Annotated in this window: 18 protein-coding genes; 8 read left to right on the forward strand and 10 right to left on the reverse strand. The window is 67.1% G+C overall.

Annotated features, from left to right (window positions below; genetic code table 11):
- Window positions 1-83 precede the first annotated feature (83 nt).
- The 5 genes from pth to sufU all read left to right on the forward strand — a co-directional run bounded on the left by pth (window position 84) and on the right by sufU (window position 8,462).
- Window positions 84-674, forward strand: a complete 591-nt coding sequence (gene pth / locus AC5RVY_RS11370; protein WP_493954813.1) for an aminoacyl-tRNA hydrolase — start codon at window positions 84-86, stop codon at window positions 672-674.
- 118 nt (window positions 675-792) lie between these two features.
- Window positions 793-3,528 (forward strand): helix-turn-helix transcriptional regulator, encoded by a 2,736-nt coding sequence (locus AC5RVY_RS11375; RefSeq protein ID WP_493954814.1) that lies wholly within the window; start codon window positions 793-795, stop codon window positions 3,526-3,528.
- A gap of 52 nt (window positions 3,529-3,580) precedes the next feature.
- A complete protein-coding gene (locus AC5RVY_RS11380; protein ID WP_493955053.1) occupies window positions 3,581-6,184 on the forward strand; it encodes a LuxR C-terminal-related transcriptional regulator in 2,604 nt (867 codons plus the stop codon).
- Between the two features lie 474 nt (window positions 6,185-6,658).
- Window positions 6,659-7,984 carry a cysteine desulfurase gene (locus tag AC5RVY_RS11385; protein WP_493954815.1) on the forward strand — a complete coding sequence of 442 codons (1,326 nt, stop codon included), beginning with the start codon at window positions 6,659-6,661 and terminating at the stop codon, window positions 7,982-7,984.
- 28 nt (window positions 7,985-8,012) lie between these two features.
- Window positions 8,013-8,462, forward strand: a complete 450-nt coding sequence (gene sufU, locus AC5RVY_RS11390; RefSeq protein ID WP_493954816.1) for a Fe-S cluster assembly sulfur transfer protein SufU — start codon at window positions 8,013-8,015, stop codon at window positions 8,460-8,462.
- Between the two features lie 105 nt (window positions 8,463-8,567).
- Here sufU and AC5RVY_RS11395 read toward each other — a convergent pair whose 3' ends face one another.
- From AC5RVY_RS11395 to AC5RVY_RS11405, 3 genes are read right to left on the reverse strand one after another with little or no spacing between them, the layout of a single operon-like run.
- A complete protein-coding gene (locus AC5RVY_RS11395) occupies window positions 8,568-8,789 on the reverse strand; it encodes an SCO4848 family membrane protein (protein WP_493954817.1) in 222 nt (73 codons plus the stop codon).
- 4 nt (window positions 8,790-8,793) lie between these two features.
- Window positions 8,794-9,291 (reverse strand): DUF2505 domain-containing protein, encoded by a 498-nt coding sequence (locus AC5RVY_RS11400; RefSeq protein ID WP_493954818.1) that lies wholly within the window; start codon window positions 9,289-9,291, stop codon window positions 8,794-8,796.
- Window positions 9,292-9,334: 43 nt separating this feature from the next.
- Window positions 9,335-10,843, reverse strand: a complete 1,509-nt coding sequence (locus AC5RVY_RS11405) for an SDR family oxidoreductase (protein ID WP_493954819.1) — start codon at window positions 10,841-10,843, stop codon at window positions 9,335-9,337.
- A gap of 181 nt (window positions 10,844-11,024) precedes the next feature.
- Between AC5RVY_RS11405 and mfd the strand changes: the two genes are divergently transcribed.
- Complete coding sequence (gene mfd, locus AC5RVY_RS11410) at window positions 11,025-14,729, forward strand: transcription-repair coupling factor (protein ID WP_493954820.1); 3,705 nt, start codon at window positions 11,025-11,027, stop codon at window positions 14,727-14,729.
- 6 nt (window positions 14,730-14,735) lie between these two features.
- Window positions 14,736-15,548 (forward strand): metal-dependent hydrolase, encoded by an 813-nt coding sequence (locus AC5RVY_RS11415; protein WP_493954821.1) that lies wholly within the window; start codon window positions 14,736-14,738, stop codon window positions 15,546-15,548.
- A gap of 98 nt (window positions 15,549-15,646) precedes the next feature.
- On the opposite strand, the gene AC5RVY_RS11420 is transcribed toward AC5RVY_RS11415, so the two are convergent.
- The 6 genes from AC5RVY_RS11420 to nirB all read right to left on the reverse strand — a co-directional run bounded on the left by AC5RVY_RS11420 (window position 15,647) and on the right by nirB (window position 22,740).
- Window positions 15,647-15,910: a hypothetical protein gene (locus AC5RVY_RS11420; RefSeq protein WP_493954822.1), complete on the reverse strand. Its 264-nt coding sequence runs from the start codon at window positions 15,908-15,910 to the stop codon at window positions 15,647-15,649.
- A gap of 52 nt (window positions 15,911-15,962) precedes the next feature.
- Window positions 15,963-16,688 (reverse strand): deoxyribose-phosphate aldolase, encoded by a 726-nt coding sequence (gene deoC, locus AC5RVY_RS11425; RefSeq protein ID WP_493954823.1) that lies wholly within the window; start codon window positions 16,686-16,688, stop codon window positions 15,963-15,965.
- A gap of 125 nt (window positions 16,689-16,813) precedes the next feature.
- Window positions 16,814-17,668 (reverse strand): FAD-dependent oxidoreductase, encoded by an 855-nt coding sequence (locus tag AC5RVY_RS11430; RefSeq protein WP_493954824.1) that lies wholly within the window; start codon window positions 17,666-17,668, stop codon window positions 16,814-16,816.
- 241 nt (window positions 17,669-17,909) lie between these two features.
- Window positions 17,910-19,058 (reverse strand): uroporphyrinogen-III synthase, encoded by a 1,149-nt coding sequence (locus tag AC5RVY_RS11435; RefSeq protein ID WP_493954825.1) that lies wholly within the window; start codon window positions 19,056-19,058, stop codon window positions 17,910-17,912.
- Between the two features lie 14 nt (window positions 19,059-19,072).
- On the reverse strand, window positions 19,073-20,107 hold the full coding sequence (gene cobA, locus AC5RVY_RS11440; RefSeq protein WP_493954826.1) for a uroporphyrinogen-III C-methyltransferase: 1,035 nt from the start codon (window positions 20,105-20,107) through the stop codon (window positions 19,073-19,075).
- A 2-nt stretch (window positions 20,108-20,109) separates the two neighbouring features.
- Window positions 20,110-22,740 carry a nitrite reductase large subunit NirB gene (gene nirB / locus AC5RVY_RS11445; protein WP_493954827.1) on the reverse strand — a complete coding sequence of 877 codons (2,631 nt, stop codon included), beginning with the start codon at window positions 22,738-22,740 and terminating at the stop codon, window positions 20,110-20,112.
- Between the two features lie 269 nt (window positions 22,741-23,009).
- On the opposite strand from nirB, the gene nirD reads away from it, so the two are divergent.
- Window positions 23,010-23,396 (forward strand): nitrite reductase small subunit NirD, encoded by a 387-nt coding sequence (nirD, locus tag AC5RVY_RS11450; RefSeq protein WP_493954828.1) that lies wholly within the window; start codon window positions 23,010-23,012, stop codon window positions 23,394-23,396.
- 90 nt (window positions 23,397-23,486) lie between these two features.
- Here nirD and AC5RVY_RS11455 read toward each other — a convergent pair whose 3' ends face one another.
- A complete protein-coding gene (locus AC5RVY_RS11455; protein ID WP_493954829.1) occupies window positions 23,487-25,250 on the reverse strand; it encodes a phospho-sugar mutase in 1,764 nt (587 codons plus the stop codon).
- Window positions 25,251-25,256: the final 6 nt, after the last annotated feature.

Raw genomic sequence — 25,256 nt, forward strand, 5'->3', positions numbered from 1 at the left:
CCCCGTGGGGTCCGGCCACTGGCATGTCAGCAGCGCATTGCCAGCGCCACCTCCGCAACAACCCGCCACCTTAGGATTGACCCATGACTGACACCTGGCTGATCATTGGACTCGGAAACCCCGGGCTGCAGTACCAGGGCAACAGGCACAATATCGGGCAGATGGTGCTCGATGAACTCGCAGGCCGGATGGGGGCGGGTTTCAAGACACACAAGGCACGTGCCCAGGTAGTCGAAGGGCGGCTGGGTATCGGTGGTCCCCGCGTGGTGCTGGCCAAACCCATGAGCTACATGAACGTCTCCGGTGGACCCGTCTCGGCCCTGGCCAACTTCTACGGCATCGAACCGGACCACGTTGTGGCCGTGCACGACGAAATCGATATTCCTTTTAACACGGTGAAGCTGAAGCTGGGCGGAGGAGAAGGCGGCCACAACGGACTGCGCGACATCTCCAAGGCGCTCGGGACCAAGGACTACCTCCGCGTCCGGGTGGGGGTGGGCAGGCCTCCGGGCCGGATGGACACCGCGGACTTCGTCCTGCGCGATTTCGGTACCGCCGAGCTCAAGGAACTGCCCTTTCTCCTGGATGAGGGGGCCGATGCGGTGGAGTTGCTGGTGCGGGACGGGCTGGTGGCTGCGCAGCAGAAGTTCCATCCTGCGAAGTCTGAGCGATAACATAAAAACTTAAAGTCGCCCGCACCTGTTTCCTCGTCTCCACCGCGGGTACTCTTTCTCCTATGCGGGGGAGCAATGGGGCTACATCCCGCTATCGCGGGACGTAGGGGAAAAGTTCATGTCAATCGAGCCACTCAGCTGGGGACGTGGGTCAACACCTCACCACGTTGGGCTGCAGACCGAAACCTCCGGAGCGCCGGAAGGGCAAAATTGGTCTGCCCCTGCCCGCAGCGCAAATCTTGAGTCCGTCCGGGCAGCTCTGACAAGTGAAAATTCCCTGGGCGTTGTGATCACCGGCGGCCGCGGTGTGGGAAAATCATCCCTTGCCCGGGCTGCCATTACGGACCTTGGCCCTGATGTCTGGTCCCTGCAACTCCGGAGCGGCCCGGCCGGCTCCAACACCCCCTACGGCTGCCTTTCCTTCCTGCTGGCCCGCCTTCCGCAGGCCTACATGGGTTCGCCCACCGCCATCCTGCGGGGCATCACATCCCTGATCCGGAGCGATGCCGCCGGCCGCCCCTGCGTCATCACCCTGGATACATCCGGAAGCATCGATGACATGAGTGCCGGGGTGCTCCTGAACGTACTCCTGACCGGCACCGCGAGAATCATCGCCGTAGCACCGAAGATCAGTGATCTTCCCCCCGACTTCCATTGGCTGCTCACGGACCGGCGCCTCACGGAGGTCCGGCTCAGCAACCTCAATGAGCTGCAGACCCGCCAGGTGCTGCTGTCCCTGCTGGGGCACCGGGTCTCTGCCTCCTTGGTCAACACCTACCACCACATGGTGGGCGGCAACCCGCTGCTGCTGAAGGCACTGGTCACCGAACAAAAGCTCTCCGGAAACCTCGTACTGTCCGACTCTGTCTGGACTCTCCGCGACAAAGTGGTGCTCGACGGCGCGGCGAGCCTTGATGACATTGTCCGGTCCCGGTGGTCACGGGAGAGGCCGGAAACCCGGGAAGTCATCGAAATGCTCTCCTGCGCCCGGCGCGTGGAATTGTCCAGGCTCACCGCCATTTACAGTGCCGATGTGGTGGCGGACATGGAGGACGCCGGACTGCTGGAGATTGATGACTCCGACCACCGCTGGGTGTCGCTGCGGGAGAAGTACATCGGTGACGTCGTTCGCTCCTGGTTGAGCATTGCCCGGCGCCGCCAACTGCGCAGCGAGCTCCTTCAGGGAACGGAACCGGAGCCGGCAGACATGACGGTGGACGAGCTTATGGATTTCGCGGCGTGGACGCATGAGTGCGAGGCAGAACTCAGCCCCGCTCTGGCGCTCGCCGCCGCCGAATCCGCTGTGCAGCTTTTCGACCCCCGCTTTGCCCTGGCCTACGCGGACATGCTCAAGCGCACGGACCGGGAGTGGGTGCCGGCCCAGCGGCACAAGGCCGCTGCCTATCTGCAGCTGGACCTCCCCGTCCAGGCCCTGGCCGCCCTTGACGATATTTCGCAGCCCGAGCTGGACGGCGTGGGCGTGGAAGAGTACGCCCGCGTTATAGCCGCCAAGGCGCAGGTGATGATGTGGCTGCCGGAACAGGCGGACAGGGTTCCGGCCCTTCTTGCCCAGGCAGGAGAAAGGCTGGACGCTGCCCGGAACCGGGCCGCCTGGCCACACCCGGCAGCAACTGCTGCCAACCGGGTGGCGCTAAGCGGGTTCGAATACCGTGCCTTCGCCGGCGACTTTGCTGCCATGATTCCCGAGCTTGAGGCGGCAGCGGATCCCGCCCTCAACCCGGACACGTCTTACCGGATGCAGGCCTCCGTCATACTGATGACCGCTCTCTCCCAGACGGGGCGGGAAATGGACGCGCTGAGCCTGATGCGGCGGCTTGGCGGCCAGATCACCGATGCCTCACATGTGGTGGGACTCCGCGAGCAGTACACCCGGGAGTCTTTCGTGGTGCTGCTGACGGCAGGGCAGTGGCGGCGCTGCATCGATCTCGTGGCTCCGCAGGTGGTCGGGGAATCAGGCCATATGCCCTACCGGAGCGCTGCAACTGAGCTGGCCACCGGGCTGGCCTTCGTATTTTCCGGCCGCGGCGGTGCTGCCCTGGATCCCTTAATTTCGGCTGTGGCCCAGTTGGAGCTCCAGCCGGCCCAGATCGCCCTTCGCTCGGCATACGCCGCAACAGCCCTGGCGTATGCGCAGACGGGCAACGCCCACCAGGCGCGAAAGTATCTGGGCAGACTTCAAAGGACGCCCGGGAAATCCAGTTGTACGGCCGAGAACATCATTGAGTTCTGCGGCCTCGTGGCCGGGCGCTGGCTGGGCGATTCCGAGGCCGTGGCCGGATTGAAGCAGTCTGCCCGGCGGAACCTCGAAGCGGGCCTGTACACCATGGCAGGCATCAGCCTGCTCGCCGCCACGGTCAACGGCAGCGACTCCGACTTCCGCCTCCTGGAGGAGATCGCCGGGCACCGGCAGGGCCCCCTGGCAGAGGTCTCCCGACTCATCGCAGTGGGCACCAGGACCAAGGACGCCAAAACCCTCCTCGCCGCCGGCGAACTGGCAGCCACGCTGGAGCTGGACGCGGTGGAGGCCCGCTGCATGGCGCTCGCCGTGGACTTCGCCAGGCAGGACGGGGACTCAGTGTCAGCCCGGACCGCCCAGGCCCGGCTGGACATCCTGGCCGCGACCGTGGCGAATCTTCCCATCGTTCCCAGCAGCGGCAGCCCACTGCTCACCGCCCGGGAGCGCCAGATCGCGCGACTCGCCGGCCGGGGCGCCTCAAACCGTGATATTGCCCTGGAAATGGGAGTATCAGTCCGAACAGTCGAAGGCCACCTGTACCAGGTCTTCACTAAGCTCGGAGTAACTTCCAGGGGTGATCTGACTGGACTCGTCTAACGGCCATAAACCGGCAACGGCGCACCGTGCCCTGACGGGACGGCGCGAGCCGCTGCAACGGATCTGCAACATCATCCGGAACGGCTCCAGCCAGGCAGTGTTCCTGATGGCAGGGCCCGGCATCGGCAAAACGTCCCTGACCGAAGCGATCGCCGAGCGCCTCGCGGCCGAGATGAACATCCTGCAGATCCACGGAAGCTCCGCCCTGGCGGCCGTGCCATTCGGGGTCCTGACTCCCTACACGGGAGACCTGACCGCTGAAGAGTCCGTCTCACCCGTAGCAGTCCTGCGGTCCATGTGGACCTACTTTGAAAAGCTGAAGGCAGGACGGGGCGCGCAGGTCCTGCTGGTGGTGGATGACGCGCACCACCTGGACGAGGCCTCCGCCGGCGTGCTGGCGGACCTGATCTCGGCGGGGTGGGCCACGGTGGTGGCTGCGGCCAGGCCCAGGCCCGGGCTCCCGCAGCCGTTGGACCAGCTCTGGTACGACGGCCTTGCCGAGCGGGTGGACCTCCGGCCCCTGAACCGGGAACAGATCGAAGAGGTGCTGGCCCACGTCCTCGATGGCACCGTCCCGCCTGCCACCGTTGATTCCATCTGGCATGCCTCCGGCGGCAACCCGCGGGTCCTTGACGCAGTGTTGCACGATGCCGCCGAAACGGGAATCCTGGCCAAGCGGAACGGGATCTGGATACTGCTGGGCCCCTTGCCAGCCAACGGCCCCCAGCTCACCGCCGTGGTCACCAAGGACCACCTCCGGCGCGGGCCCGAGGAACAGGAAGCACTCAAGCTCATCGCCCTTGCCGGCCCGGTGGGCCGGAAGGTGATCGAGGACATCAGCGGAGCTGCCGTGGTCCGCTCCCTCCTGGACCAGCAGATGATTTCCGAGAATTCCGGAGTGCCGGCAGAACTTTCCATGTGGAACGCTCTCTTCGCTAAAGCCATCAGGAACACGCTCTCGGTGTCGCGCAGCCTGCAGCTGCTGGAAAAGATCCGTGCCCACCGGGATGGCAGTGCCCTGCAGGGTGAGGGCATGCTGAGGTCCGTCGAATGGGCCTTTGAGGTTGGCCTGCGGGTCCCTGACCAGGAGATGCTCCAGGCGGCCCGTGAAGCGTTGAAGAGGTTCCGCAACGACAGCGCCCGGATCATCGCGGCCAAAATCCACGATCCAGCACTGGTGCCCATGGCCCAGGCCATCCAGGCGCGGGCACTCTACAACGAGGGCAGGTACGTCGCGGCCGCCGGCCTCCTGGACGCCTGCTGGCGGCAACTGTCCGGCACTGCCGAGGGTGCCGCCGTCGTCCTGCTCCGGGCAGCCGCCCACCAGGCCACAGGAACACCGCTCAGGGTCCTGACCGAGGACATGCGCGAAGTGGCACACCAACCGGTGGACGGGGACCGGCCGGCGCACCACCAGCTCCTGCGCGTCCTGCGCCTTCTGGAGTTGGGCGCGGAAGTGGATGCCGACGCGCTGGCCGCTGAGGTCCGGGAGATCAGGACCAGCACTTCTCCAGAGGCAGGCGGCGAACCGGTCAGGGCCCTTGCGGAGGCGCTCCTGGCGCACGCACTTGCTGCTGCCGGCCGCAGCTCCGAAGGGCTCGATTCGGCGCTCCTTGCCGCGTCCGAGTTGCCCGCGCTGGAGGACAGCCTGTTCTTCTACACAGAGTTTGTCCTGGGCCGGCTGGTGGCCGATTACCTGGCCATGGGGGAATGGGAGTCCGCCGAGCGTGAGCTCAACAATTACGCCGCCAGCCATATGCCCGGGTCCACGACCTTCCACGGCAGTCTCCAAGTGCTGCGCGGGTACTCGCTCCTGCGGCAAGGCCGGATGGAGCGTGCGTACCAGGTACTGTTGCCGGCCGTGGAGGCACTTCGGCTCAACGATCCGCTGCAGCTGTTCCGCTTCGGTTCGGCGTTGGGATTTTACGTCGCCGCGAGGCTGGGGGACACCGCCCAGGCACAGCGGCTCGAGCAGGACTACAGCGATGCTGTAACTGGCGGCCCGGCCCACGAGCTGCTCGCCGCTGCCTACAGTGCCGCCGCGGCAGAATACCTGGCCCGGGACGGCAAGGGCCTTGCCGCGCTGCATACCCTGGCCACCACACCGGACGCCACCGCGAGGACCGGAACCCTGCTCGAACTCCTGGCCATCTGCTGGGATCTGGGCGACCCCTCAGTCATCCCCATGGTGCAAACAGCCGCCCAGGCAGTGGAGGGCCGGTGGGCGAAGGCGATGTTGACCGTGGCTGCCCGCTGGGAAGAAGCTGACGGGGACGCCATGATGGAAACCGCCTCCGAACTCGAGGACGCGGGGTTCGTCAATCTGGCACGGGAGGCCTACGCCCGTGCCAGCACCCTCCTGGACCAGGCAGGGGAACGCCGGCGCTCGCGGCAGGCCGTGGCCCTGCGCGAGAAATGCGACCACGAACTGGGGGAGAGGTTCCGGGAAGGCCGCTTTATTGCCGCCGCCCCCGCCGTGCATCTCACCAGGCGCGAACAGGACATTGTGGGCCTTGCCGTTCAAGGCCTCACGGACCGCGAAATTGCCCAGCGGCTCATGGTGTCCGTCCGCACGGTGGAGGGCCACCTGTACCGCACGTACGTCAAGCTTGGCGTACGCAGCCGGGATGAGCTGGAGTCCGCCCTGCCAAAGTAGGCCGCGGCGTCGTCACGTGCCCCCGCATGACTGCCCTTAAGGGCCAGCGCCCTCTGTCCATGACGCCTGCCTGCATGCACTGGCGGCGCCTCCGGAACACTTCCGAAGCCTTCCGCGTATCAGCGGGTCGTAGGTAGTCGCAGGCAGGAGAATTCGAGTACACCCTACTCGTGTGCAGGATGGCGCCGGAGTATTTACTTATGGAAGCAAAGCGAACGGCACGCAGGAAGCCGCAGCTTCGAGAACAAAAGAAGGCCTTGTATCCAACAAACTTCCGGTCCCCAGGGACCGGGCTGGACGGGGCCGGCGACGTCAGAGTCTTCTGAGACCGAGACTCTCCCCCCAGCCGTCGCCGGCCCTCCACTCCGCGGGCTGAAGCCCGGAACGACTGTGGCGGCTGCCCCCTCGGGCGGCCGCCACAGCCGTGCTGTGGGACAATTGAGTGTCATCCGTTGGCATTTCAAGGAGTTTGTTTTGGCCGTAGTATCAACGCCAGCCACACTGGAACGTGCCGTGCCGGTCATGGACAACGCCGAGGTCCAGCGCATCCGCAACGACTTCCCCGTCCTGGACCAACTGGTCAACGGACGCCCGCTGGTCTACCTGGACTCCGGAGCCACATCGCAGAATCCGCTCAGCGTCATCGAAGCCGAGCAGGAATTTTATGAACAGCGCAACGCGGCAGTGCACCGCGGCGCCCACCACCTTGCGGTGGAGGCCACTGAAGCCTTCGAGGACGCCCGGGAGACCGTTGCCGGTTTCGTCGGCGCTGACTACTCAGAGATCATTTGGACGTCCAATGCCACCGAAGGCCTGAACCTCCTCAGCTACGCCCTGTCCAACGCCGGCCTGTGGGCTGCCCAGGGCCGCGGCGACGCCCGGCTCAAGGATCTCGCCCTGAATCCCGGCGATGAAATCGTGGTGACCGAGATGGAGCACCACGCCAACCTCATCCCCTGGCAGGAACTTGCGTTCCGCACCGGGGCAACCCTGCGGTTCATCCCCGTCGAGGACGACGGCCGCCTCCGCATGGACCTGGCGCGGGAGACCGTGAACAGCCGGACAAAAGTCCTGGCCTTCACCCACGCCTCCAACGTCCTGGGCACCATCAACCCGGTCCGTGAACTCGCGGCCCTCGGCCGGGAAGCCGGAGCCCTGGTGGTCCTTGACGCCTGCCAGTCCGCCCCGCATATGCCGCTGGACGTCAAAGCCCTGGATGTGGACTTCGCCGTGTTCTCCGGGCATAAAATGCTCGCCCCCACCGGGATCGGCGTGCTTTACGGGAAGCAGGACATCCTGGACGTCCTGCCCCCGTTCCTGACGGGCGGTTCCATGATCACCACGGTGACCATGGAGCGGGCCGAGTACCTGCCGGCCCCCCAGCGGTTCGAGGCCGGCACCCAGCGCATCTCGCAGGCGGTGGCCTTGGCCGCCGCCGTGAACTACCTGACCGAAACCGGGCTTGACCGGATACACCGGTGGGAGGCTGAGCTTGGCCAGCGGATGGTCACCGGGCTGGAATCCATCCCCGGTATCCGGGTACTGGGGCCCGCGGCGGGGCAGGACCGTATAGGGCTCGCCGCGTTCGACGTGGACGGTGTGCACGCCCATGATGTGGGGCAGTTCCTTGATTCACGGGGAATCGCAGTGCGGGTAGGGCACCACTGCGCCCAGCCGCTGCACCGCCGGCTCGGCCTGACGGCCACCACCAGGGCGAGCGCCTACCTCTACAACACCACCGACGACGTCGACCAGTTCCTGGATGCCGTCGCCGGCGTGCGGGCCTACTTCCGCGCCTAAGACACCACATACCCCGAAGGTAAAAACGATGAGCCTCGACCAGCTGTACCAGCAGATCATCCTCGACCATTCCAAGGCGCGGCACGGCAGCGGACTGGCCGGCACCGAGGCACCCGAGGGCGCCACCACCGGCCAATCGCACCAGCTCAACCCGGTGTGCGGCGACGAAGTGACCCTGCGCCTGGCTGTCACGGACGGCAAAGTGGCGCAGATTGCCTGGGACGGCGCGGGCTGCTCGATCTCCATGGCGTCCGCCTCTGTCCTGACCGACCTTGCGGAGGGAATGACGGTGGCGGAGCTCCGCGAGGTGATTGACAGCTTCCGTGAGGTCCTCAGGTCGCGGGGAAAGATCCACGCGGACGCGGAGTTGCTGGGCGATGCGGCAGCGTTTGAGGGAGTGGCCCGGTACGCGGCACGGGTCAAGTGCGCCATGATCTCCTGGGTCGCCGCCGAGGACGCGCTCAACCAGGCCGCCTGACAAGGCAACCTCAGCCAGGCGCCTGACAACGCAAAAATGTCCGGTCCCCCTCCCCAGCGGGAGGGGGACCGGACATTCTTATGTCGGGGCGAAGGGTGCGCCGGCTTAGCTCGCGAGCCCCATAATTCCGATCACGGCCGTCGCGGCGCCAAGCACCATCGAGATGCTGACCAGCACCACGTGGACGGTGAGGAACTTGGTGGCCTTGCCGGCGGCGTCCCGGGCGCGTGGATCCTTCATCACGCGGCGCAGGAACTGCGGCCAGACCACCAGCGACCAGATGCCGGCGATGATCAGGACGAGTGCGGCAAAGACGGGCAGTTCCACGGGCCTAGTGGCTTTCCAGCCAGGCCTGTGCCTGCTGGGCCTGCAGGTTCAGGGCCTTGGCGACCATGGGCTCGGCGGCGTCGGCGATCTTTCCGCCCAGGAACGGCACCGAGGACTTAACGGCGCCTTCAAGCTCAACCCGCGTACCGCCGTCGGCCGCTACCAGCCGCTGGACGGCGGTGACATCGACGGGGGCGCCGGCGATCTTCAGGGAGATGTTGCTCTGCCGGGAACCGTCCGCGGCGGGAGCGTCCCAGTTTTCCACCTGCGTCACTTTCAGGTGCTCGCCCACGAACTTGCGGGCGAATTCGGGGAGCCGGTTGGTGGGCAGGGTCCGCACGGACGTGGCGCTGAACGCACCGGCAACGTCGCCGTCGACGGTGAAGGATTCAAGGCTGCCGCCCACGAGCTGGCTGACGTGGCGCTGGAAATCCTCGTTCACCAGGACAGCTGCAACGCTGGGGACGGAGTGCGGAAGGGTGGTGGTTGCGCTCAGGGCCATGGGTCCTCCTGGGACGTGGGGGGTCGAATAGGCTCCAAACATCCTACGGGGTCCGGGCGGAGTGCTCCGCATCCACCAGCTTCCGCGCCGCCCCCGTGATGTTCCTGGCCATGGCCGGGAAGATGAGGCTGTGGAACGGCAGGACAGCGAGCCAGTACAGCCGTCCGCTCAGGCCCTTCGGGAAGAAGATGGCCCGCTGGCGGTAGCGGCTGCCGCTTCCGTCCGGCTCCACGGACAACTCCAGCCAGGCACGTCCCGGGGCCCGCATTTCGGCCCGGAGCCGCAGCAGTTTCCCGTGCTCGATCCGTTCCACCCGCCACCAGTCCACCACTTCGCCGGCGGCCAGGGTGTGCGGATGCCGGCGTCCCCGCAGCAGCCCGGCACCGCCGGTCAGCTTGTCCAGCCAGCCGCGCACCTGCCAGGCCAGCGGCAGCGAGTACCAGCCATTCCGCCCGCCGATGCCCTCGATGACCGTCCACACGTGGGCCGGATCGACGTCGCCATGGAAGGTGCGTTCGTCGATGTACACCGTATGCCCGGCCCAGTCCGGGTCACTGGGCAGGGGATCGGCGGCAACCCCGGCGTTCGCCCACGTGGTTTCCACCTGGCCGTCGCGTTCCTTCCCCAGGGCAAGGGCGACGGCGGTGCGATAGGCGGCCAGCCCGCCAACGGGCTGGGGGATGTACTGGTCAATATCGTGCTCGTCAGAAACGGCGTCGTGCTGCAGGGACTGGACCAGCGGCATGGCCATGGACAGCGGGATGGGAGTTGTCAGGGCCACCCACATGCCGGCCAGCTTGGGTGCCGGCACGGGCAACGCCAACACCGCCCGGTACGGGAGGCCGGCTTCCGCAGCGTACTCCTGCATCATGCCCGCGTAGGTGAGGACCTGGCGGCAGCCGACGTCGAAGGTGCGGTTGAGCGGGCCGTCCAGGGATGCGGCGGAGACGAGGTAGTACAGGACATCACGCACGGCGATGGCCTCGATCCGGTTGCGGACCCAGCTCGGTGCCGGCATCAGCGGGAGCGTGTCGGCGAGGTGCCGGATCATCTCGAAGGAGGCCGAACCCGAGCCAATCACCACCCCGGCCTGGAAGACGATGGCGTCCACCGGGCTGTCCAGGAACACCTGCCCCACAGTCTCCCGGGAGCGCATGTGGGTGGAAAGCTGCACACCCTGGGGATGGAGCCCGCCCAGGTAGACGATCCTGTCCACGCCGGCCGCGGCCGCGGCATCGGCAGCGGTCCGCGCCATGGCCTGTTCCTTGGCCTGAAACCCGGCCCCGGCCGCCATGGAGTGCACCAGGTAGTAGAAGACGCCGACGCCTGCCAGCGCCTCCCGCAAAACAATGCCGTCGTCGAGGGTTCCCTCCACCACCTCCACCTTGTCCCGCCACGGGACGCCCGCGATCTTTCCGGGGGAGCGCACCAGGACTTTGACCCTGTGCCCCTCGTCGAGGAGCCTGGGCACCAGCCGGCCCCCGATGTACCCGGTGGCGCCGGTCACCAGGACCGTTGTGGCTGATGTCCCGGTCCTACTGGTTCCGTTCATGCCGTTCCTCTCGTCCTGCTTCGTTCACCTGTGGTTCGCCTGCAAGGGGTTCGGAGCCGCCGCAGTTGTGGACGGCTGGGATGTCTTCGGCTGGGGGTAGGCTGGGATGACCCGGGATTCGCAGCGAATTTCGGGTTTTCGCGTTGCCTGCTTTTCGTTGAACACCACAGGAGCTTCCGCCATGAGCCTTCCCGGCCCGTCCACCGCCGGCACCACCAGCACGGGCAAGACCCGCACCGGCACCTCCAGCGTAGGGCCTTCGCTGGACGGACTGCGCCGTGCCCTTGCTGCGGACCAGACCTTCGCCCGGGTCCGCGCTGAGGCTGCCCGCGGCTTCGCCGTCCGGGGACAGGACTACCAGATCAGTGCGCCGGCCGGTCTGCGGCCGGTGCTGCTGGCTGAGATGGCCGAGGGCGTCGTGGCCGCCGCAGGAGGGAACGGCGACGCCCGGCCGGGCATCGTGCTGGCCGTCACCGCCACGGGGCGCGAAGCCGAGGACCTTACCGCCGCGCTGCGTGCATACCTGCCGGCCGATTCGGTGGCCGAGTTTCCCAGCTGGGAAACGCTCCCGCACGAGCGCCTTTCGCCGCGCTCGGACACGGTAGGGCGCCGGCTGTCCGTGCTGCGCCGGTTGGCGCACCCGGAAAGTTCGACGGCGGGACCCCTCCGTGTGGTGGTGGCGCCGGTCCGCGCCGTGGTCCAGCCCGTAGTGGCCGGTTTGGGTGAGCTGATCCCGGTCACCCTTAAAGTGGGCCAGGAGAAGCCGTTCACCGACGTGGTGCGCAGCCTCGCCGACGCAGCCTACGCCCGCGTGGACATGGTGACCCACCGCGGCGAATTCGCCGTCCGCGGCGGGATCATCGATGTCTTCCCGCCCACCGAAGACCACCCCATCCGGGTGGAATTCTTCGGCGACGAAGTGGACCAGATGCGCTGGTTCGCCGTCGCTGACCAGCGCTCGCTGTCCTCGCCTGGGCTGCACCATCCCACCGAGCTGCATGCTCCGCCCTGCCGGGAGATCCTCATTACCCCGTCGGTGATGTCCCGCGCTGCCACGCTCAAATCCCAGCTTCCGGCGGCAGCAGACATGCTGGAAAAAATTGCCGGCGGCATCGCGGTGGAGGGCATGGAATCCTTGGCCCCGGTGCTGGTGGACGCCATGGTCCCGTTTGTTGAGCAGCTGCCTGCCGGTTCCATCTCCGTGATCATCGAACCGGAGAAAGTCCGCACGCGTGCACACGATCTCGCTGCCACCAACGAGGAGTTCCTGGAAGCAGCCTGGTCCACGGCTTCCGACGGCGGGACGGCCCCGCTGGACCTGAGCTCACAGGCAAGCGCCGCACTGCATTCGGCCAGTTTCCGGTCACTGACCGAAACCCGCACCTCCTCCCTTGACCATGGGGTCTCCTGGTGGTCCATCACCTCGCTGGCCCAGGACGAGGAACTGCTGCCCGAGATCGATGTCCTGAACCTGCACGCGCGCGAACCACGCGGCTACCAGGGCGACGTAGCGGAGATGATGGAGTTCATCGGGTCCCATGTGCGCGACCAGTGGCGGATCGTCGTCGCCACCGAAGGCCCCGGGCCGGCCCAGCGCCTCGCTGAGCTGTTCCATGACGCGGACATCCCCTGCGCCAGGGTGGACAGCCTGGACCACGAGCCGCAGGCGGGCATCATCGAGGTGACCACAGCCGTCGTCGGACGCGGTTTTGTCCTTGACGGCCTCAAGCTCGGCCTGCTCACCGAAGCCGACCTGCTGGGACGCACCTCGGCTGGCTCCACCAAGGACATGCGCCGCATGCCCTCCAAGCGCCGCAACGCGGTGGACCCGCTGCAGCTCGTGGCGGGCGACCATGTGGTGCACGAACAGCACGGCATCGGACGCTTCGTGGAACTGATCCAGCGCAAGGTGGCCGGTGGCGGCGACGGCGTCCGGGAGTACCTGGTGCTGGAATACGCCCCCTCCAAACGTGGCGCCCCGGGCGACCGGCTGTTTGTCCCCACGGACCAGCTGGACCAGGTGACGCGGTACGTCGGCGGCGATACCCCGGTGCTAAGCAAGATGGGCGGCGCGGACTGGGCCAGCACCAAGTCCAAGGCCCGGAAGGCTGTCAAGGAGATCGCGGGCGAGCTGATCCGGCTGTATTCGGCCCGGATGGCCTCCCGCGGCCACGCCTTCGCCCCGGACACCCCATGGCAGCGCGAGCTCGAGGAAGCCTTCCCGTACGTGGAGACGCCGGACCAGCTGACAACCATCAACGAGGTCAAGGCGGACATGGAGCGGGAGATCCCCATGGACCGGCTGGTATCCGGCGATGTGGGCTACGGCAAGACGGAGATCGCAGTCCGGGCAGCCTTCAAGGCGGTCCAGGACGGCAAGCAGGTGGCAGTGCTGGTGCCCACCACCCTGCTGGCCCAGCAGCACTATGAAACGTTCACCGAGCGGTTCTCCGGGTTCCCGCTGCGGGTCAAGGCCCTGTCCCGGTTCCAGGGGACCAAGGAAACCAAGGAGACGGTGGAAGGCGTCAAGAGCGGGTCCGTGGACGTGGTGATCGGCACGCACCGCCTGCTGTCCAAGGACTTCGAGTTCAAGGACCTGGGCCTGGTGATCGTGGACGAGGAACAGCGTTTCGGCGTGGAGCACAAGGAAGCGCTGAAGAAGATGCGGACCAACGTGGACGTGCTGGCCATGAGTGCCACGCCGATTCCCCGCACCCTGGAAATGTCCTTGACCGGAATCCGGGAAACCTCGACCCTGGCCACCCCGCCGGAGGAGCGGCACCCGGTCCTGACGTACGTGGGGCCGTACACGGACAAGCAGACCTCGGCGGCCATCCGGCGGGAGCTGATGCGCGAAGGCCAGGTGTTCCTGGTCCACAACCGGGTGTCCACCATTGAGCGGACCGCCGCCAAGATCCGCGAACTGGTCCCCGAAGCCAGGGTGGAGGTGGCCCACGGGCAGATGTCCGAGAGCCGCCTGGAGCAGATCATCGTGGACTTCTGGGAAAAGCGCTTCGACGTGCTGGTTTGCACCACCATCATCGAAACCGGCCTCGACATCTCCAACGCCAACACCCTGATTGTGGACGGGGCGGACAAGTACGGCCTGTCCCAGCTCCACCAGCTCCGCGGGCGTGTGGGGCGCGGGCGTGAGCGCGCCTACGCCTACTTCCTCTACCCGTCCGAGAAACCGCTGGGCGAAGTGGCACTGGAGCGGCTCAAAGCGGTGGCCACGCACAATGAACTGGGCGCCGGCATGCAGCTGGCCATGAAGGACCTCGAGATCCGCGGCGCGGGAAACCTGCTGGGCGGCGAACAGTCCGGCCACATCCAGGGCGTAGGCTTCGACCTTTACATCCGCCTGGTGGGCGAGGCGGTAGCCGACTTCCGCGGCGAGGCCGAGGAGAAGGCCGCCGAGATGAAGATCGAGCTGCCCGTCAACGCCCACCTCCCGCACGACTACGTGCCGGGGGAGAGGCTGCGCCTCGAGGCCTACCGGAAGCTGGCGGCCGCCCTCACCAACGAGGCCATCGACGAAGTCCTGGCTGAGCTGGTGGACCGGTACGGTGAGCCGCCGTTGCCCGCCCAGAACCTGGTGGCGGTGGCCCGCTTCCGGGTGGGAGCGCGGGAGGCCGGCCTGTCCGATGTGGCGCTGCAGGGCAATTTCATCAAGTTCTCGCCGGCCACCCTGCCGGAGTCCAAGGTAATGCGGCTGAACCGCATGTACCCGGGATCCCAGTCCAAGCCGGCCCTGGACGCCGTCCTGATCCCCAAACCCAAGACGGCGAAAATCGGCGGCCGGGACCTGCAGGACGCCGAGATTCTCGACTGGGCCAACGGCGTCATCCGGAATATCTTCTCGGACGCACCGCTGGCGGTGGGTTAGGACTTGATGGGAGGACATCACGCCGCGTCGGGAGCCGCGGCGTGGGTAGCTATTGCCTCAACAGGGCCGTACACCCTTGGCTGGTTTCCGCTGGACGCCACCGGGATCCTGATCGGCGGGATGGCGACGGCGGGCACCGCCCTGGTATGCGACTGGGACCACCGGCACAGCACTGTAGCCAATTGCCTGCCGCCGCTGTCCAACGTGATCGCCGTCGGGATCGAGAATGCCAGCGGCGGGCACCGGCAGGGCACGCACTCGGTTCTGGGGGCCGCATTCTTTGTGCTGCTGGCCACCCTGGCCGGGCAGGTCCAGTTGCAGACCGAGTGGGGACTGTTGTCCGTAGGTGCTGGACTGCTGTGCATGTTCATGATCAACATCGCGGCCAAGGCGCTCAAGCTTTTCCCGAAGGCAGGATTCGTCACCAACTGGATCTTCGGACTGGTCATGGCCGGACTCGTCACCTGGTTCGCGCCGGACCAGTGGACCTGGCTGCCCGTCTCGATGCTGACGGGCGTAGTGGTCCACATCGTGGGGGACCTGGTGACCACCGGCGGCGTGCCCCTGCTGTGGCCACTGGTGATCCGCCCGCCCAAGGTGCTGCGCCGGCTGCCGCTGCTGCGCAACGTATGGCGGCCCAACGGCGCGCTGTCCCTGCCGCTGCTGGGCCGGGCGGGATCGAAGCGCGAATGGCTGGTCCTGATTCCCATCAGCGCCTACGCCATGGTGGGGCTGTGCGTGGCGGGTTGGTCCATCGCCCGGACCCATTGGACCAGTGTGGCGGCCGCCGCCGAAGCCTGGACCCGCGTCTGGTTCTGAGCCTGCGGCGGCTGCAGCTTCGCGCCCACCCCGGAATGTGCACGCAACGCACGAGACCCCCTGGACATGGTCCAGGGGGTCTCGTGTGAGTTGTGGGATCAGTGCTCCCCGGCGGAATCCGAGCGGCCCAGGATGGTCTGCGGGATCCAGTATGCCAGGGCGAACAGCACCAGGCAGGCGGCCATGGGCCAGGGGTTGCCGAGCGTCAGGAAGGACAGCGAGTAGATGGCGCCCAGGAACAGGGCCATGCAGACCACGAAGAGGATGATGCTTGTGCCGAGCTTGTTCTCGTTCTGGGGGGTCCGGAGAGCTCCCTCGTGGGACGCCGGTCCGTGGCTGGAAGCCGTGATCTTGCTGGACATTCATTCCTCCTTGGCCGCGGGGGCCTCAATCTGTGGCGGCTCCGGCTTGCCGTCAGTAGGAGGATGAACCCTGTTCACCCTTGACGATGGCGATGCCGGAGCTGGCACCAATACGTGTTGCACCTGCTGCAATCATAGCCTGCGCGTCCTCGAGGGAACGCACGCCGCCGGAGGCCTTGACGCCGAGGCCGGGGCCCACGGTGCGGCGCATCAGGGCAATGTCCTCAGCCGTGGCACCGCCGCCGTTGAAGCCCGTTGAGGTCTTGACGAAATCGGCGCCGGCCTCCACCGCGGCCTCGCAGGCCAAGACTTTTTGGCTGTCACTGAGCAACGCCGTTTCGATAATGACCTTCAGGATGGCTCCGCTGGCATGGACGGCCTCGGCCACCGAGGAAATGTCCTCGACCAGCGCACCCTTGTCCCCGGCGCGGGCCGCCGCGATGTTGATCACCATGTCCACCTCGTCAGCGCCGTCCAGCACGGCACCGCGGGCCTCGAACGTCTTGACGTCCGAGGGCGTGGCGCCCAGCGGGAAGCCGACCACAGAGCAGGTGAGGACGCCGGAACCCTTGAGGGCTTTCTTGACGGTCTTGACCCAGATGGGGTTAACGCACACCGACTTGAAGTGGTATTCGGCCGCCTCCGCACAGACCTTCAGGACGTCAGCCTCACCCGCTTCGGGCTTCAACAGCGTGTGGTCGATGAATGACGCAATGCTGCCGGAACCCGGGGCGCCGGCGGCGGCTGTTTGAACGGAAGGGGTGGCTTCGTTGCTCATGGTGGTCCTCTCCAGGGGGCCTGTGGGCCGGGGCGTTGTGACGCCCGTGACTCGTTTCGGAACCATCTTGCCACAGCGGAGGCGACGCTATGCCGGACACCTCAAGGGCGCCCCGCGAGGGATCATCAGGCGGCCGCCAGGAGGGGAGAAGGAGCTGACGCCGCGGTCAGGAGCTCAGTGGCGCAGGCGCCTGCCGCGGAAGCCGCGGCCACCAGCAGGCCCAGCCGGACGCCGTCGAACGCTGCTGCGTCACCGATGGCCCAGATTCCGGGGACGGAGGTGCGGAAGTCCTTGCTGATGACGATCCCGCCGGTGGCGGCGGTCTGCAGGCCTGCGCTGGCGGCCAGGCCGTCCCGGGAGACCCGTTCCTCGGCCAGGACCACCAGGTCGCCGTTCATGCTGCTGCCGTCCTCGAAAACAACGCCGGAGGCGGCCAGGCCTGAAGCGGAAGTACCTGGGACGACGGCGGCCGGCCGGGCCGTGGTGCGGATGGGCCGCACGCCCCTGGCACGGAGCACTGCCTCAGCCTGTCCGGCTGCGGCGCCTGTGCCCACGAGGATGCCCAGGGGCCGCCGGCCCAATTCCTTGGTGACTTCGCTGACTGCCTCGGCGATCCGGTCGGCGTCATCGATCGTAGAGTAGCTCAGGCAACGGCCGGCGCCCTCCACCGGGCTGGCCACCGGTGCAGATCCGGTGGCAATGACCAGCTGGTCGTAGCTGAATTCCATGCCGTCCGCCGTCGCCACCGTCCGGTTCTCCGGATCGATGTGGCTGGCCGGCTGGCCGAACCGGACGGAGACCTGGGGGAGCAGCGCCAGCTCCAGCAGCTCCTCGGGGGTGTCGTCCCGGTTGCTCAGCACCGTGATGGTGCCGGTGAACCGGGCGCTGTCGAGCTGGCTGACCAGGGCCTGGGCAGCAGGCCCCGCCCCGGCGATGACGATGCGGGTGGCGGGGGACGGGGAGGGTGCCGGAGCGGACATGTGCTGGCCCTTTCGCTGGCGGCCGGTAGACGGCCGGAACTTCGTGATGGACCCAGCGTAGGACCTTGCTTTTTCCGCAGTGTTTCCCCTCAGTTGCCGTTTGGCGGGGCCGTGTTCGCCAGTATTTACCGGCCGGTAACAGAACCCGTGACCTGGCTCTCATCCAGCCGCGGCCTGACACAATCGGGGCTGCCCGGCACATTCAAAGCGGGCTTGGCACATTCAAACCGGCCGGACAACCCTAGACGCGGATGCGGTACCCGCGCTTCACCACTGTTTCCACCAGGCGGCCGTCCGGCAGCGAGGAACGCAGCCGGCTCACGGTCATGTCCAGCGCGTGGACCGAACCGCGGAGTTCCAGCAGGTCGGACAGCGATTCGCGGGACAGGACCGCGCCGCCTGCGCCCAGCAGCGCACGGAGCAGCAGCAGCGGGGCCGGGGCCAGTTCCACCGGCTGGCCGTTGATGCGCAGGCTCCTGCCGCGCAACTCGATGTTGCCGGACCTGGTGTCCAGCCGCCGGACATGGTTCAGGGCGAGGTGCTCGCACACCAGCCGGATCAGGGCGCCCATCCGGAAGCGTTCCGGGATCAGGGGCGTTATGCCGGCGTCCAGCAGAGGCTGTGCCGTGACGGGGCCCACCACGGCCGTAGTGACGTTCGTCTTGAGGCTTTCGATCAGCTGTTTGTAGACGCCCATTTCGTGCGCGGTGCTCCACAGGGCGTCGACGGCGGGTGCGCTGGTAAAGGTGAGCACGTCCAGGTTTCCGCTGCACACCGCCTCAATCAGGCGCGGAAGCCGGTCCTCGCCGTCGGGCTTCACCCAGCGGTACGGGGTGACGGTGAGGACGGTGGCACCGGACATGCGCAGGCGCTCCAGCTGCCGCACATCGGTGTAGCCGTGCAGCTGCACGGCGACGGTTTTGCCGCGGACGCCCTCGGCGAGCAGCATGTCCACGAGTGTGGCGGTGGTTTCGTCGCTGCTGATGCCGACGTCGGTAAGTCCGGCAGCGCGAACGGCGCCACGGGCCTTGGGGCCGCGGACGAACATCCGGCACGCGCTGAGGATTTCCAGCAGCTCATCCCCGATGCCGAAGGAATCTGCGGCCTCGCACCAGCGGCGCATACCGTAGGCGGTGGTGGCGATGCAGAGGTCCGGTTTGGCGGCAATGATGGCCCGCGTGTCCTCGATGAGGCGCATGTCCTCCTGCACCGGGGCGATTTTCAGGGCCGGGGCGTGCAGCACTTCAGCGCCGCGGCGCTCGAGGGCCTCGATCAGGTCCTGGGACCGCCGGTCCGAGGTCACACCGATGCGGAAACCTTCCAGCGGCGCTTCCGCTGCCTCCGGCGTTTCTTCGGCCAGCGGTGTTTCGGCCGGTGCAAGTGCATTCATGGAGGTCAATCCTTTCACGAGCCCAGCAGCGAGGCCGCCAGCCTGTCCAGGTCGGCGGCGGCCTCAGCATGTCCGCGGTTGGCTTCCGCCACCCGAACCACCTCACCAATGACCAGTACAGCCGGGTTGCTGCAGCCGGCGGCTGCGGTGGTGATGGTGCCGAGGTCCGCGATGGTGGTGCGCTGCCCGGGCCGGTAGCCGCGTTCGACAACGGCCATCGGCATGTCCGCTCTCATTCCGGCCCTGCGAAGGCCGGCGGCGAGCTGGTGCAGGGTGCCGATGCCCATGAGCACAACGATCGTGCCGCCCAGGCCGGCGAGGTGCTGGTGCTCCTTTTCCGTCAGCGGGGCGTGGCCGGAGACCACCGTGAACATGTGGCTGACTTCCCGGTGCGTCACCGGGATGCCTGCGGCTGCAGGGACGGAGATGGCGCTGGTGACGCCCGAGATGACGCGGACCGGGACGCCGGCGGCTACGCAGGAGGCAACTTCCTCGCCGCCGCGGCCAAAGACGTATGGATCGCCGCCCTTGAGGCGCACCACGTTGTTGCCGGCGAGGGCGCTTTCCACCATGAGTTTTTCGATGTCGGCCTGGCTGACCTTGTGGTGCCCGGGCTTCTTTCCCACGTCCACCAGTTCGGCGGACGTTAGAAGCGGCAGGTCCTGGCAAGGGGCCAGCCGGTCATAGAAGACGACGTCGGCATCGCGCAGCGCGTTGACGGCACCGACGGTGAGGAGCTCGGTTGTCCCGGGGCCGCCGCCCACCAGGGTTACCTGGCCCACCGGCCCGGCGGCCGGTTCCATGGCCACCGGGATGCCGGCTGCCCGGCACCTGTCCAGCAGTGCTTCCCACCCGGGCTGGCCGTCATCCACGGCTGCAACCAGGAAGGGACGCTCGGGCAGGGGACCGTCATGGCGGGCACCCTGGGGAGTGCTGAGCCGGTAGACGACGGCGCCCGCGGCCTGGTAGCGGCGGACCGCCTGCCGTGCTGCCTGGTCCGAGCCGGCCACCAGGACGTCGCGTCCGGTGAGGTCGATGGTGAGCTGCATGGTTATGCCTCGTTCCCGTTGCTGGGGCGGATCGGGATGGAGGCCCCGATCAGGACTTTCCCCTTCTCCTCCGGGGTGGCGGGGCGCATCTGGCCGCGCTCGTCCGGAACGAAGGTGATGGAGTCGTCCTTCTGGTCCGGGGCGTTGACGAAGGAGCGGAACCGGCGCAGGCGCTCGGGGTCCTTGAGGGTGTCTGCCCATTCGTCGATGTAGGTGTCCACGTGCTTGGCCATGGCGGCCTCGAGGTCGGCGGCGATGCCCAGGGTGTCCTTGACCACCACGTCCTCAACGTGCTTGATGCCGCCGTCGAGCTCCTCCTGCCAGCGGGCTGTGCGCTGCAGGCGGTCTGCGGTGCGGATGTAGTACATGAAGTAGCGGTCGATGTACTTGATCAGCGTTTCGTCGTCGAGGTCCTTGGCCAGGAGCTGGGCGTGGGCGGGGGTGGCGCCGCCGTTGCCGCCGACGTACAGGTTCCAGCCGTCGGCGGTGGCAATCACACCCACGTCCTTGCCGCGGGCCTCCGCGCATTCGCGGGCGCAGCCGGAAACACCCATTTTGAGCTTGTGCGGGCTGCGCAGGCCGCGGTACCGCAGTTCCAGCTGGATGGCCATGGCCACGGAGTCCTGCACACCGAACCGGCACCAGGTGGAACCGACACAGGACTTCACCGTGCGAAGGCTCTTGCCGTACGCCTGGCCCGACTCGAAGCCGGCATCCACCAGCTCCTTCCAGATCTCCGGGAGCTGTTCCAGCCGGGCGCCGAACATGTCGATCCGCTGGCCGCCGGTGATCTTGGTGTAGAGGTTGTACTTCTCGGCCACGGCCGCGATGACGCCCAGCTTCTTGGGGGTGATTTCGCCGCCGGCAATGCGGGGGACCACCGAGTAGGTGCCGTCCTTCTGCATGTTGGCCAGGGCGCGGTCGTTGGTGTCCTGCAGGGTGCCGCGGCCGGCGTCCAGGACGTAGGCGCTGTTCTGGCTGGCCAGGATGTTGGCAATGGTGGGCTTGCAGATATCGCAGCCGGCGCCGGTGCCGTACTTGGCCATGATCTCTTCGAAGGAGGTCAGTTCCAGGACGCGTATGGCGTCGAACAGTTCCTGGCGGGACAATTCGATGTGCTCGCACAGGGCCTTGGAAACCTCGACGCCGGACTTGGTCAGCTCGGTCTCGAGCAGCTTCTTCAGCATGGGTACGCAGGAACCGCACTGGGTGCCGGCGCGGGTGCAGCCCTTCAGCTCGCCGAGCTCCTGGACGGGAGCGTTGCCTTCACAGGCGCCGCAGCCATTGATGGCGTCGCGGATGCTGCCGGCGGTGACGTTGTTGCAGGAGCAGAGGGTGGCGTCGTCCGGCAGTTCGGTCTCGGGGGCCTCGCCGCCGCCGGCCGCGCTGAGGAATGCGCCCGGTTCGGCGGGAAGCTCACGGCCCAGCAGCGGCCGCAGGCTCATGTACGGTGAGGCGTCGCCTACGAAGATGCCGCCGAGCAGTGTCTTGGCATCGTCGGTGGTGACGATCTTCTGGTACACGCCGCGGGCGGGGTCGGCGTAGACGATTTCGAGGGCGTGTTCGGTCTTGGCGAAGGCGTCACCGAAGCTGGCTACATCCACGCCGGAAAGCTTGAGCTTGGTGGCCGTGTCAAAGCCGGGGAACGTGGCGTCTCCGCCGTTCAGGCGGTCGGCAACAATTTCCGCCATGGTGTTGGCGGGGGCAACCAGGCCAAGGCACATGCCGCCGAAGTTGGCCACTTCACCGATGGCCCAGATGTTGGGTACCTCGGTGGCGCAGTAGTCGTTGATGACCACGCCGCCACGCTGGCCCAGGCTGAACAGCTGCTCTTCGCCCTCGGCGGCGCGGAACAGTTCATCGCGGGGCCGGACGCCGATCGCCACGATCACCAGGTCCGCATCGATGATCCGGCCGTCGGCCATGAGGACGCCGGTGACCTGGCCGTCGTCGTCCGCAAGAACTTCGGAGGGGAAGACGCCTCCGTGGACTTCGAAGCCCTTGGCCTTGATGAGCCGGCCCATGGCCTGGCCCGCGCCTTCATCCAGCTGGGTGGCCATCAGCCACTGGGAACCGTCGATGACGATCGGGTTGGCGCCCAGCTGCTCCGTGCCGGCGGCCGACTCGAGCCCGAGCAAGCCACCACCGATGGTGACTGCGTTGACCTTGCGGCCCAGCTTCTTGGTGAGCCCGGTGATGGCCTCATTGATGGCCCAGACGTCTTCGAGCGTGCGGTAGACGTGGGTGTGCTCAGCGCCGGGGATGGGCAGGCGGGCCGCGTTCGAACCCGTGGCCACTACCAGTTCGTCGTATTCGAAGATGCTGCCGGCAGCGGTTTCCACCGTCTTGGCTTCGGCATTGATCTTGACTACGCGCTCACCGGTCTTCAAGTCCAGGGAAGGGTGGTCCCACATCGAAGCGGTGCCCAAGGTGAGGTCCACGTGTTTTTCGGTGAGGGCCTTGGACAGCGCCACACGGTCGTAAGGGAGGTGGGCTTCTTCAGTGAGGACCGTGACATGCCAGCCATCGAGGCCGCGGGCATGCATCGCGTCCGCAAAACGGTGGGCCGCTGGGCCGCCGCCGGCGACGACGATGCGGCGCGGAGTCTCGGTGTTTGAAGTCTGTTCGGTCACTGTGGGCCTTTCGCATGGGCCGCAGTGTTTCCTGCAGCCTTCTGGTGACGAGTGTCCATCCAGACTAGGGAGACGCAGTTTCGCTTCAGTTTCCCAATTGTTTCGTCAACTTAACTTCTGCATCACGAACGCATTTCCGGCCGCGTGAGGTGTCTTTTACGCGCTGGACACATTCACTGCACCCCTCTGAAACACCGGCGGCCTAGCGTGGAACACGGCCGCAGAGGCAGCCAAATGCACGGAAAACACGCACAGGAAGAGGAGCCGACATGACGGCAACACTGGAAGTTGGGGCACTCGCAGCCGGCACCGATGAGGCCGTACCCGGCATCACCACCGGTTGGCACCGCGTCTGCCTGGTGGACGACCTCGAACCGGCCTGGGGTGAAGCGGCCCTCGTGGCAGGGCGCCAGATTGCGCTTTTCCGCACCGGCCCGAGCGAGGTTTTCGCCGTGGCCCACGAGGACCCCGCCACCGGAGCGCACGTGATGGCCCGGGGAATCTTGGGATCACGCGGGACGCGCCCCACCATCGCTTCCCCTTTGCACAAAGAGGTCTACGACCTGGAAACCGGCGAATGCTTCAGCACCCCGGGCCTGAGCATCGCAGCGTTCAGCACCCGCGTGGTGGACGGCTTCGTCGAAATCGAGCTGTAGGAACGCCCAGTAGCAATCCAGGACTGAAGTTCCACCACACGGCAAAAGGGCGCCCGGCCGGGCGCCCTTTTCGGGTTGTTGGGGGTCCTGCTACAGCCCCAGTGCCTCGCTGACGTCCCGGAGTACTGCGTCCAGCGCGGCCCGCACTGCCTGCCTGGCATCCGGCAGTTCGGCTGCGGATCCCACGTGGTGGATCACCTCGAGGTAGCACTTGAGCTTGGGCTCGGTGCCGCTGGGCCTGATGATGACCCGGGTGAGATTGCGCGTGAGGTACAGGAGCCCGTCCGTGGGCGGCAGCTTGTCTGTGCCTTCGGACAGGTCCGTGAAGACTTCCACGGCCGATGACCCGAAGGATTCGGGAGGGCTGACCCGGAGCCGGTTCATCATGGCATCCAGCAGGCCCAGGTCGGCCACCCTGATGCTGAGCTGGTCGCTGGCGTGCAGGCCGTGCTGCAGGTACAGCTCGTCCAGGGTGTCGAAGACGGTTTTCCCGTCAGCCTTCGCGGTGGCAGCGAGTTCCGCGATCAGCACCGCTGCCGAGATGCCGTCCTTGTCCTTCACCAGTTCCGGCGCGACGCAGTATCCGAGCGCCTCCTCATAGCCATACAGCAGCCCCGGGACGCGGGAGATCCATTTGAAGCCGGTCAGCGTTTCCTCATGCGCATAACCCGCCGCCGCCGCGATCCGGGCCAGCAGCCGCGAGGAGACGATCGAGTTCGCGAACACCCCCTCGCTGCCGCCGGCGGCACTGCCGCCGCCCGCCTTTTCGTCCGCCGCAGCCAGCCGCGCCACCACGTGGGCGCCGAGCAAAGCACCCACGTCGTCCCCCCGGAGCATGCGCCAGGCGCCCGTATCCGGGTCCTTCGCCGCAACGGCGGCCCGGTCGGCGTCGGGATCGTTGGCGATCACGATGTCGGCATCCAGCCGCTCAGCCGTTTCCAACGCGAGGTCCAGAGCTCCGGGTTCCTCCGGGTTGGGGAAACTGACGGTGGGAAAGTCCGGATCCGGCAGGGCCTGTTCCGCCACCAGCGTGACGTCCGCGAAGCCGGCGGCGTGGAGCACCGCCAGGGCCGTTTCGCCGCCGACGCCGTGCATCGGGGTGAGGACGATGCGCAGATCCCGGGCGGGAAAGTACTCAGGCAGGGCCAGTGCGGCGGTTGCCTGTTGGTATCCCGCCGCCACGGAGCCGTCGAGCACGGTCCACCCGCCGGGCGCAAGGGCAATGGTTTCGAGCGGGCCCACAGCGTTGATCCGCGCCGCGATCCCAGCGTCATAGGGTGCCACTATCTGTGCGCCGTTTCCGCTGTCCGTCACGGCATGGCGGCCCAGGTAGACCTTGTAGCCGTTGTCCCGCGGCGGGTTGTGGCTGGCGGTGACCATCACGCCGCCGTCGCATTCCAGCGCCCGGACTGCATACGCCAGCAGGGGAGTGGGCAGTGCGGAGGGCATCAGGAAAGTTTCGATTCCCGCTGCCGTGAAGATCGCCGCGGTTTCTGCGGCGAAGATGTCTGAGTTGTACCGGGCGTCATAGCCGACGACGGCGCGCGGCCGGGTTCCCGGCGACGCCTCGGCCACCGCACGGACCAGGAAGTCCGCCAGGCCGGCAGCGGCGCGCCTCACTACTACGCGGTTCATCCGGTTGGGGCCCGGGCCCAGGGCAGCGCGCAGTCCTGCAGTGCCGAACTGCAGTGTTCCGCGGAAGCTGTCCTCGAGTTCCTGCCGGGCTGCCGGCGAACCGTCTTCCACCAGCCTGGCCAGCTCAAGGAGGGAAGCCGATGTTTCGGGGTCCGGGTCTTGGGCGGCCCATTCGCGGGCTTCATTGAGCAGCCGGGAACCGGCATCGGAGGACGTCATGGGCAC

This window comes from Arthrobacter sp. Ha26 (genome assembly GCF_059091705.1).

What these genes read in the sequence shown, in the direction of transcription:
- AC5RVY_RS11415 (WP_493954821.1), top strand. Translation starts at nt 14,736, where the DNA reads ATGGGAGGACATCACGCCGCGTCGGGAGCCGCGGCGTGGGTAGCTATT.
- AC5RVY_RS11435 (WP_493954825.1), bottom strand. Translation starts at nt 19,058, where the DNA reads ATGAATGCACTTGCACCGGCCGAAACACCGCTGGCCGAAGAAACGCCG.
- mfd (WP_493954820.1), top strand. Translation starts at nt 11,025, where the DNA reads ATGAGCCTTCCCGGCCCGTCCACCGCCGGCACCACCAGCACGGGCAAG.
- AC5RVY_RS11405 (WP_493954819.1), bottom strand. Translation starts at nt 10,843, where the DNA reads ATGAACGGAACCAGTAGGACCGGGACATCAGCCACAACGGTCCTGGTG.
- AC5RVY_RS11455 (WP_493954829.1), bottom strand. Translation starts at nt 25,250, where the DNA reads ATGACGTCCTCCGATGCCGGTTCCCGGCTGCTCAATGAAGCCCGCGAA.
- deoC (WP_493954823.1), bottom strand. Translation starts at nt 16,688, where the DNA reads ATGAGCAACGAAGCCACCCCTTCCGTTCAAACAGCCGCCGCCGGCGCC.
- nirD (WP_493954828.1), top strand. Translation starts at nt 23,010, where the DNA reads ATGACGGCAACACTGGAAGTTGGGGCACTCGCAGCCGGCACCGATGAG.
- pth (WP_493954813.1), top strand. Translation starts at nt 84, where the DNA reads ATGACTGACACCTGGCTGATCATTGGACTCGGAAACCCCGGGCTGCAG.
- AC5RVY_RS11400 (WP_493954818.1), bottom strand. Translation starts at nt 9,291, where the DNA reads ATGGCCCTGAGCGCAACCACCACCCTTCCGCACTCCGTCCCCAGCGTT.
- AC5RVY_RS11430 (WP_493954824.1), bottom strand. Translation starts at nt 17,668, where the DNA reads ATGTCCGCTCCGGCACCCTCCCCGTCCCCCGCCACCCGCATCGTCATC.
- AC5RVY_RS11420 (WP_493954822.1), bottom strand. Translation starts at nt 15,910, where the DNA reads ATGTCCAGCAAGATCACGGCTTCCAGCCACGGACCGGCGTCCCACGAG.
- sufU (WP_493954816.1), top strand. Translation starts at nt 8,013, where the DNA reads ATGAGCCTCGACCAGCTGTACCAGCAGATCATCCTCGACCATTCCAAG.
- AC5RVY_RS11375 (WP_493954814.1), top strand. Translation starts at nt 793, where the DNA reads ATGTCAATCGAGCCACTCAGCTGGGGACGTGGGTCAACACCTCACCAC.
- cobA (WP_493954826.1), bottom strand. Translation starts at nt 20,107, where the DNA reads ATGCAGCTCACCATCGACCTCACCGGACGCGACGTCCTGGTGGCCGGC.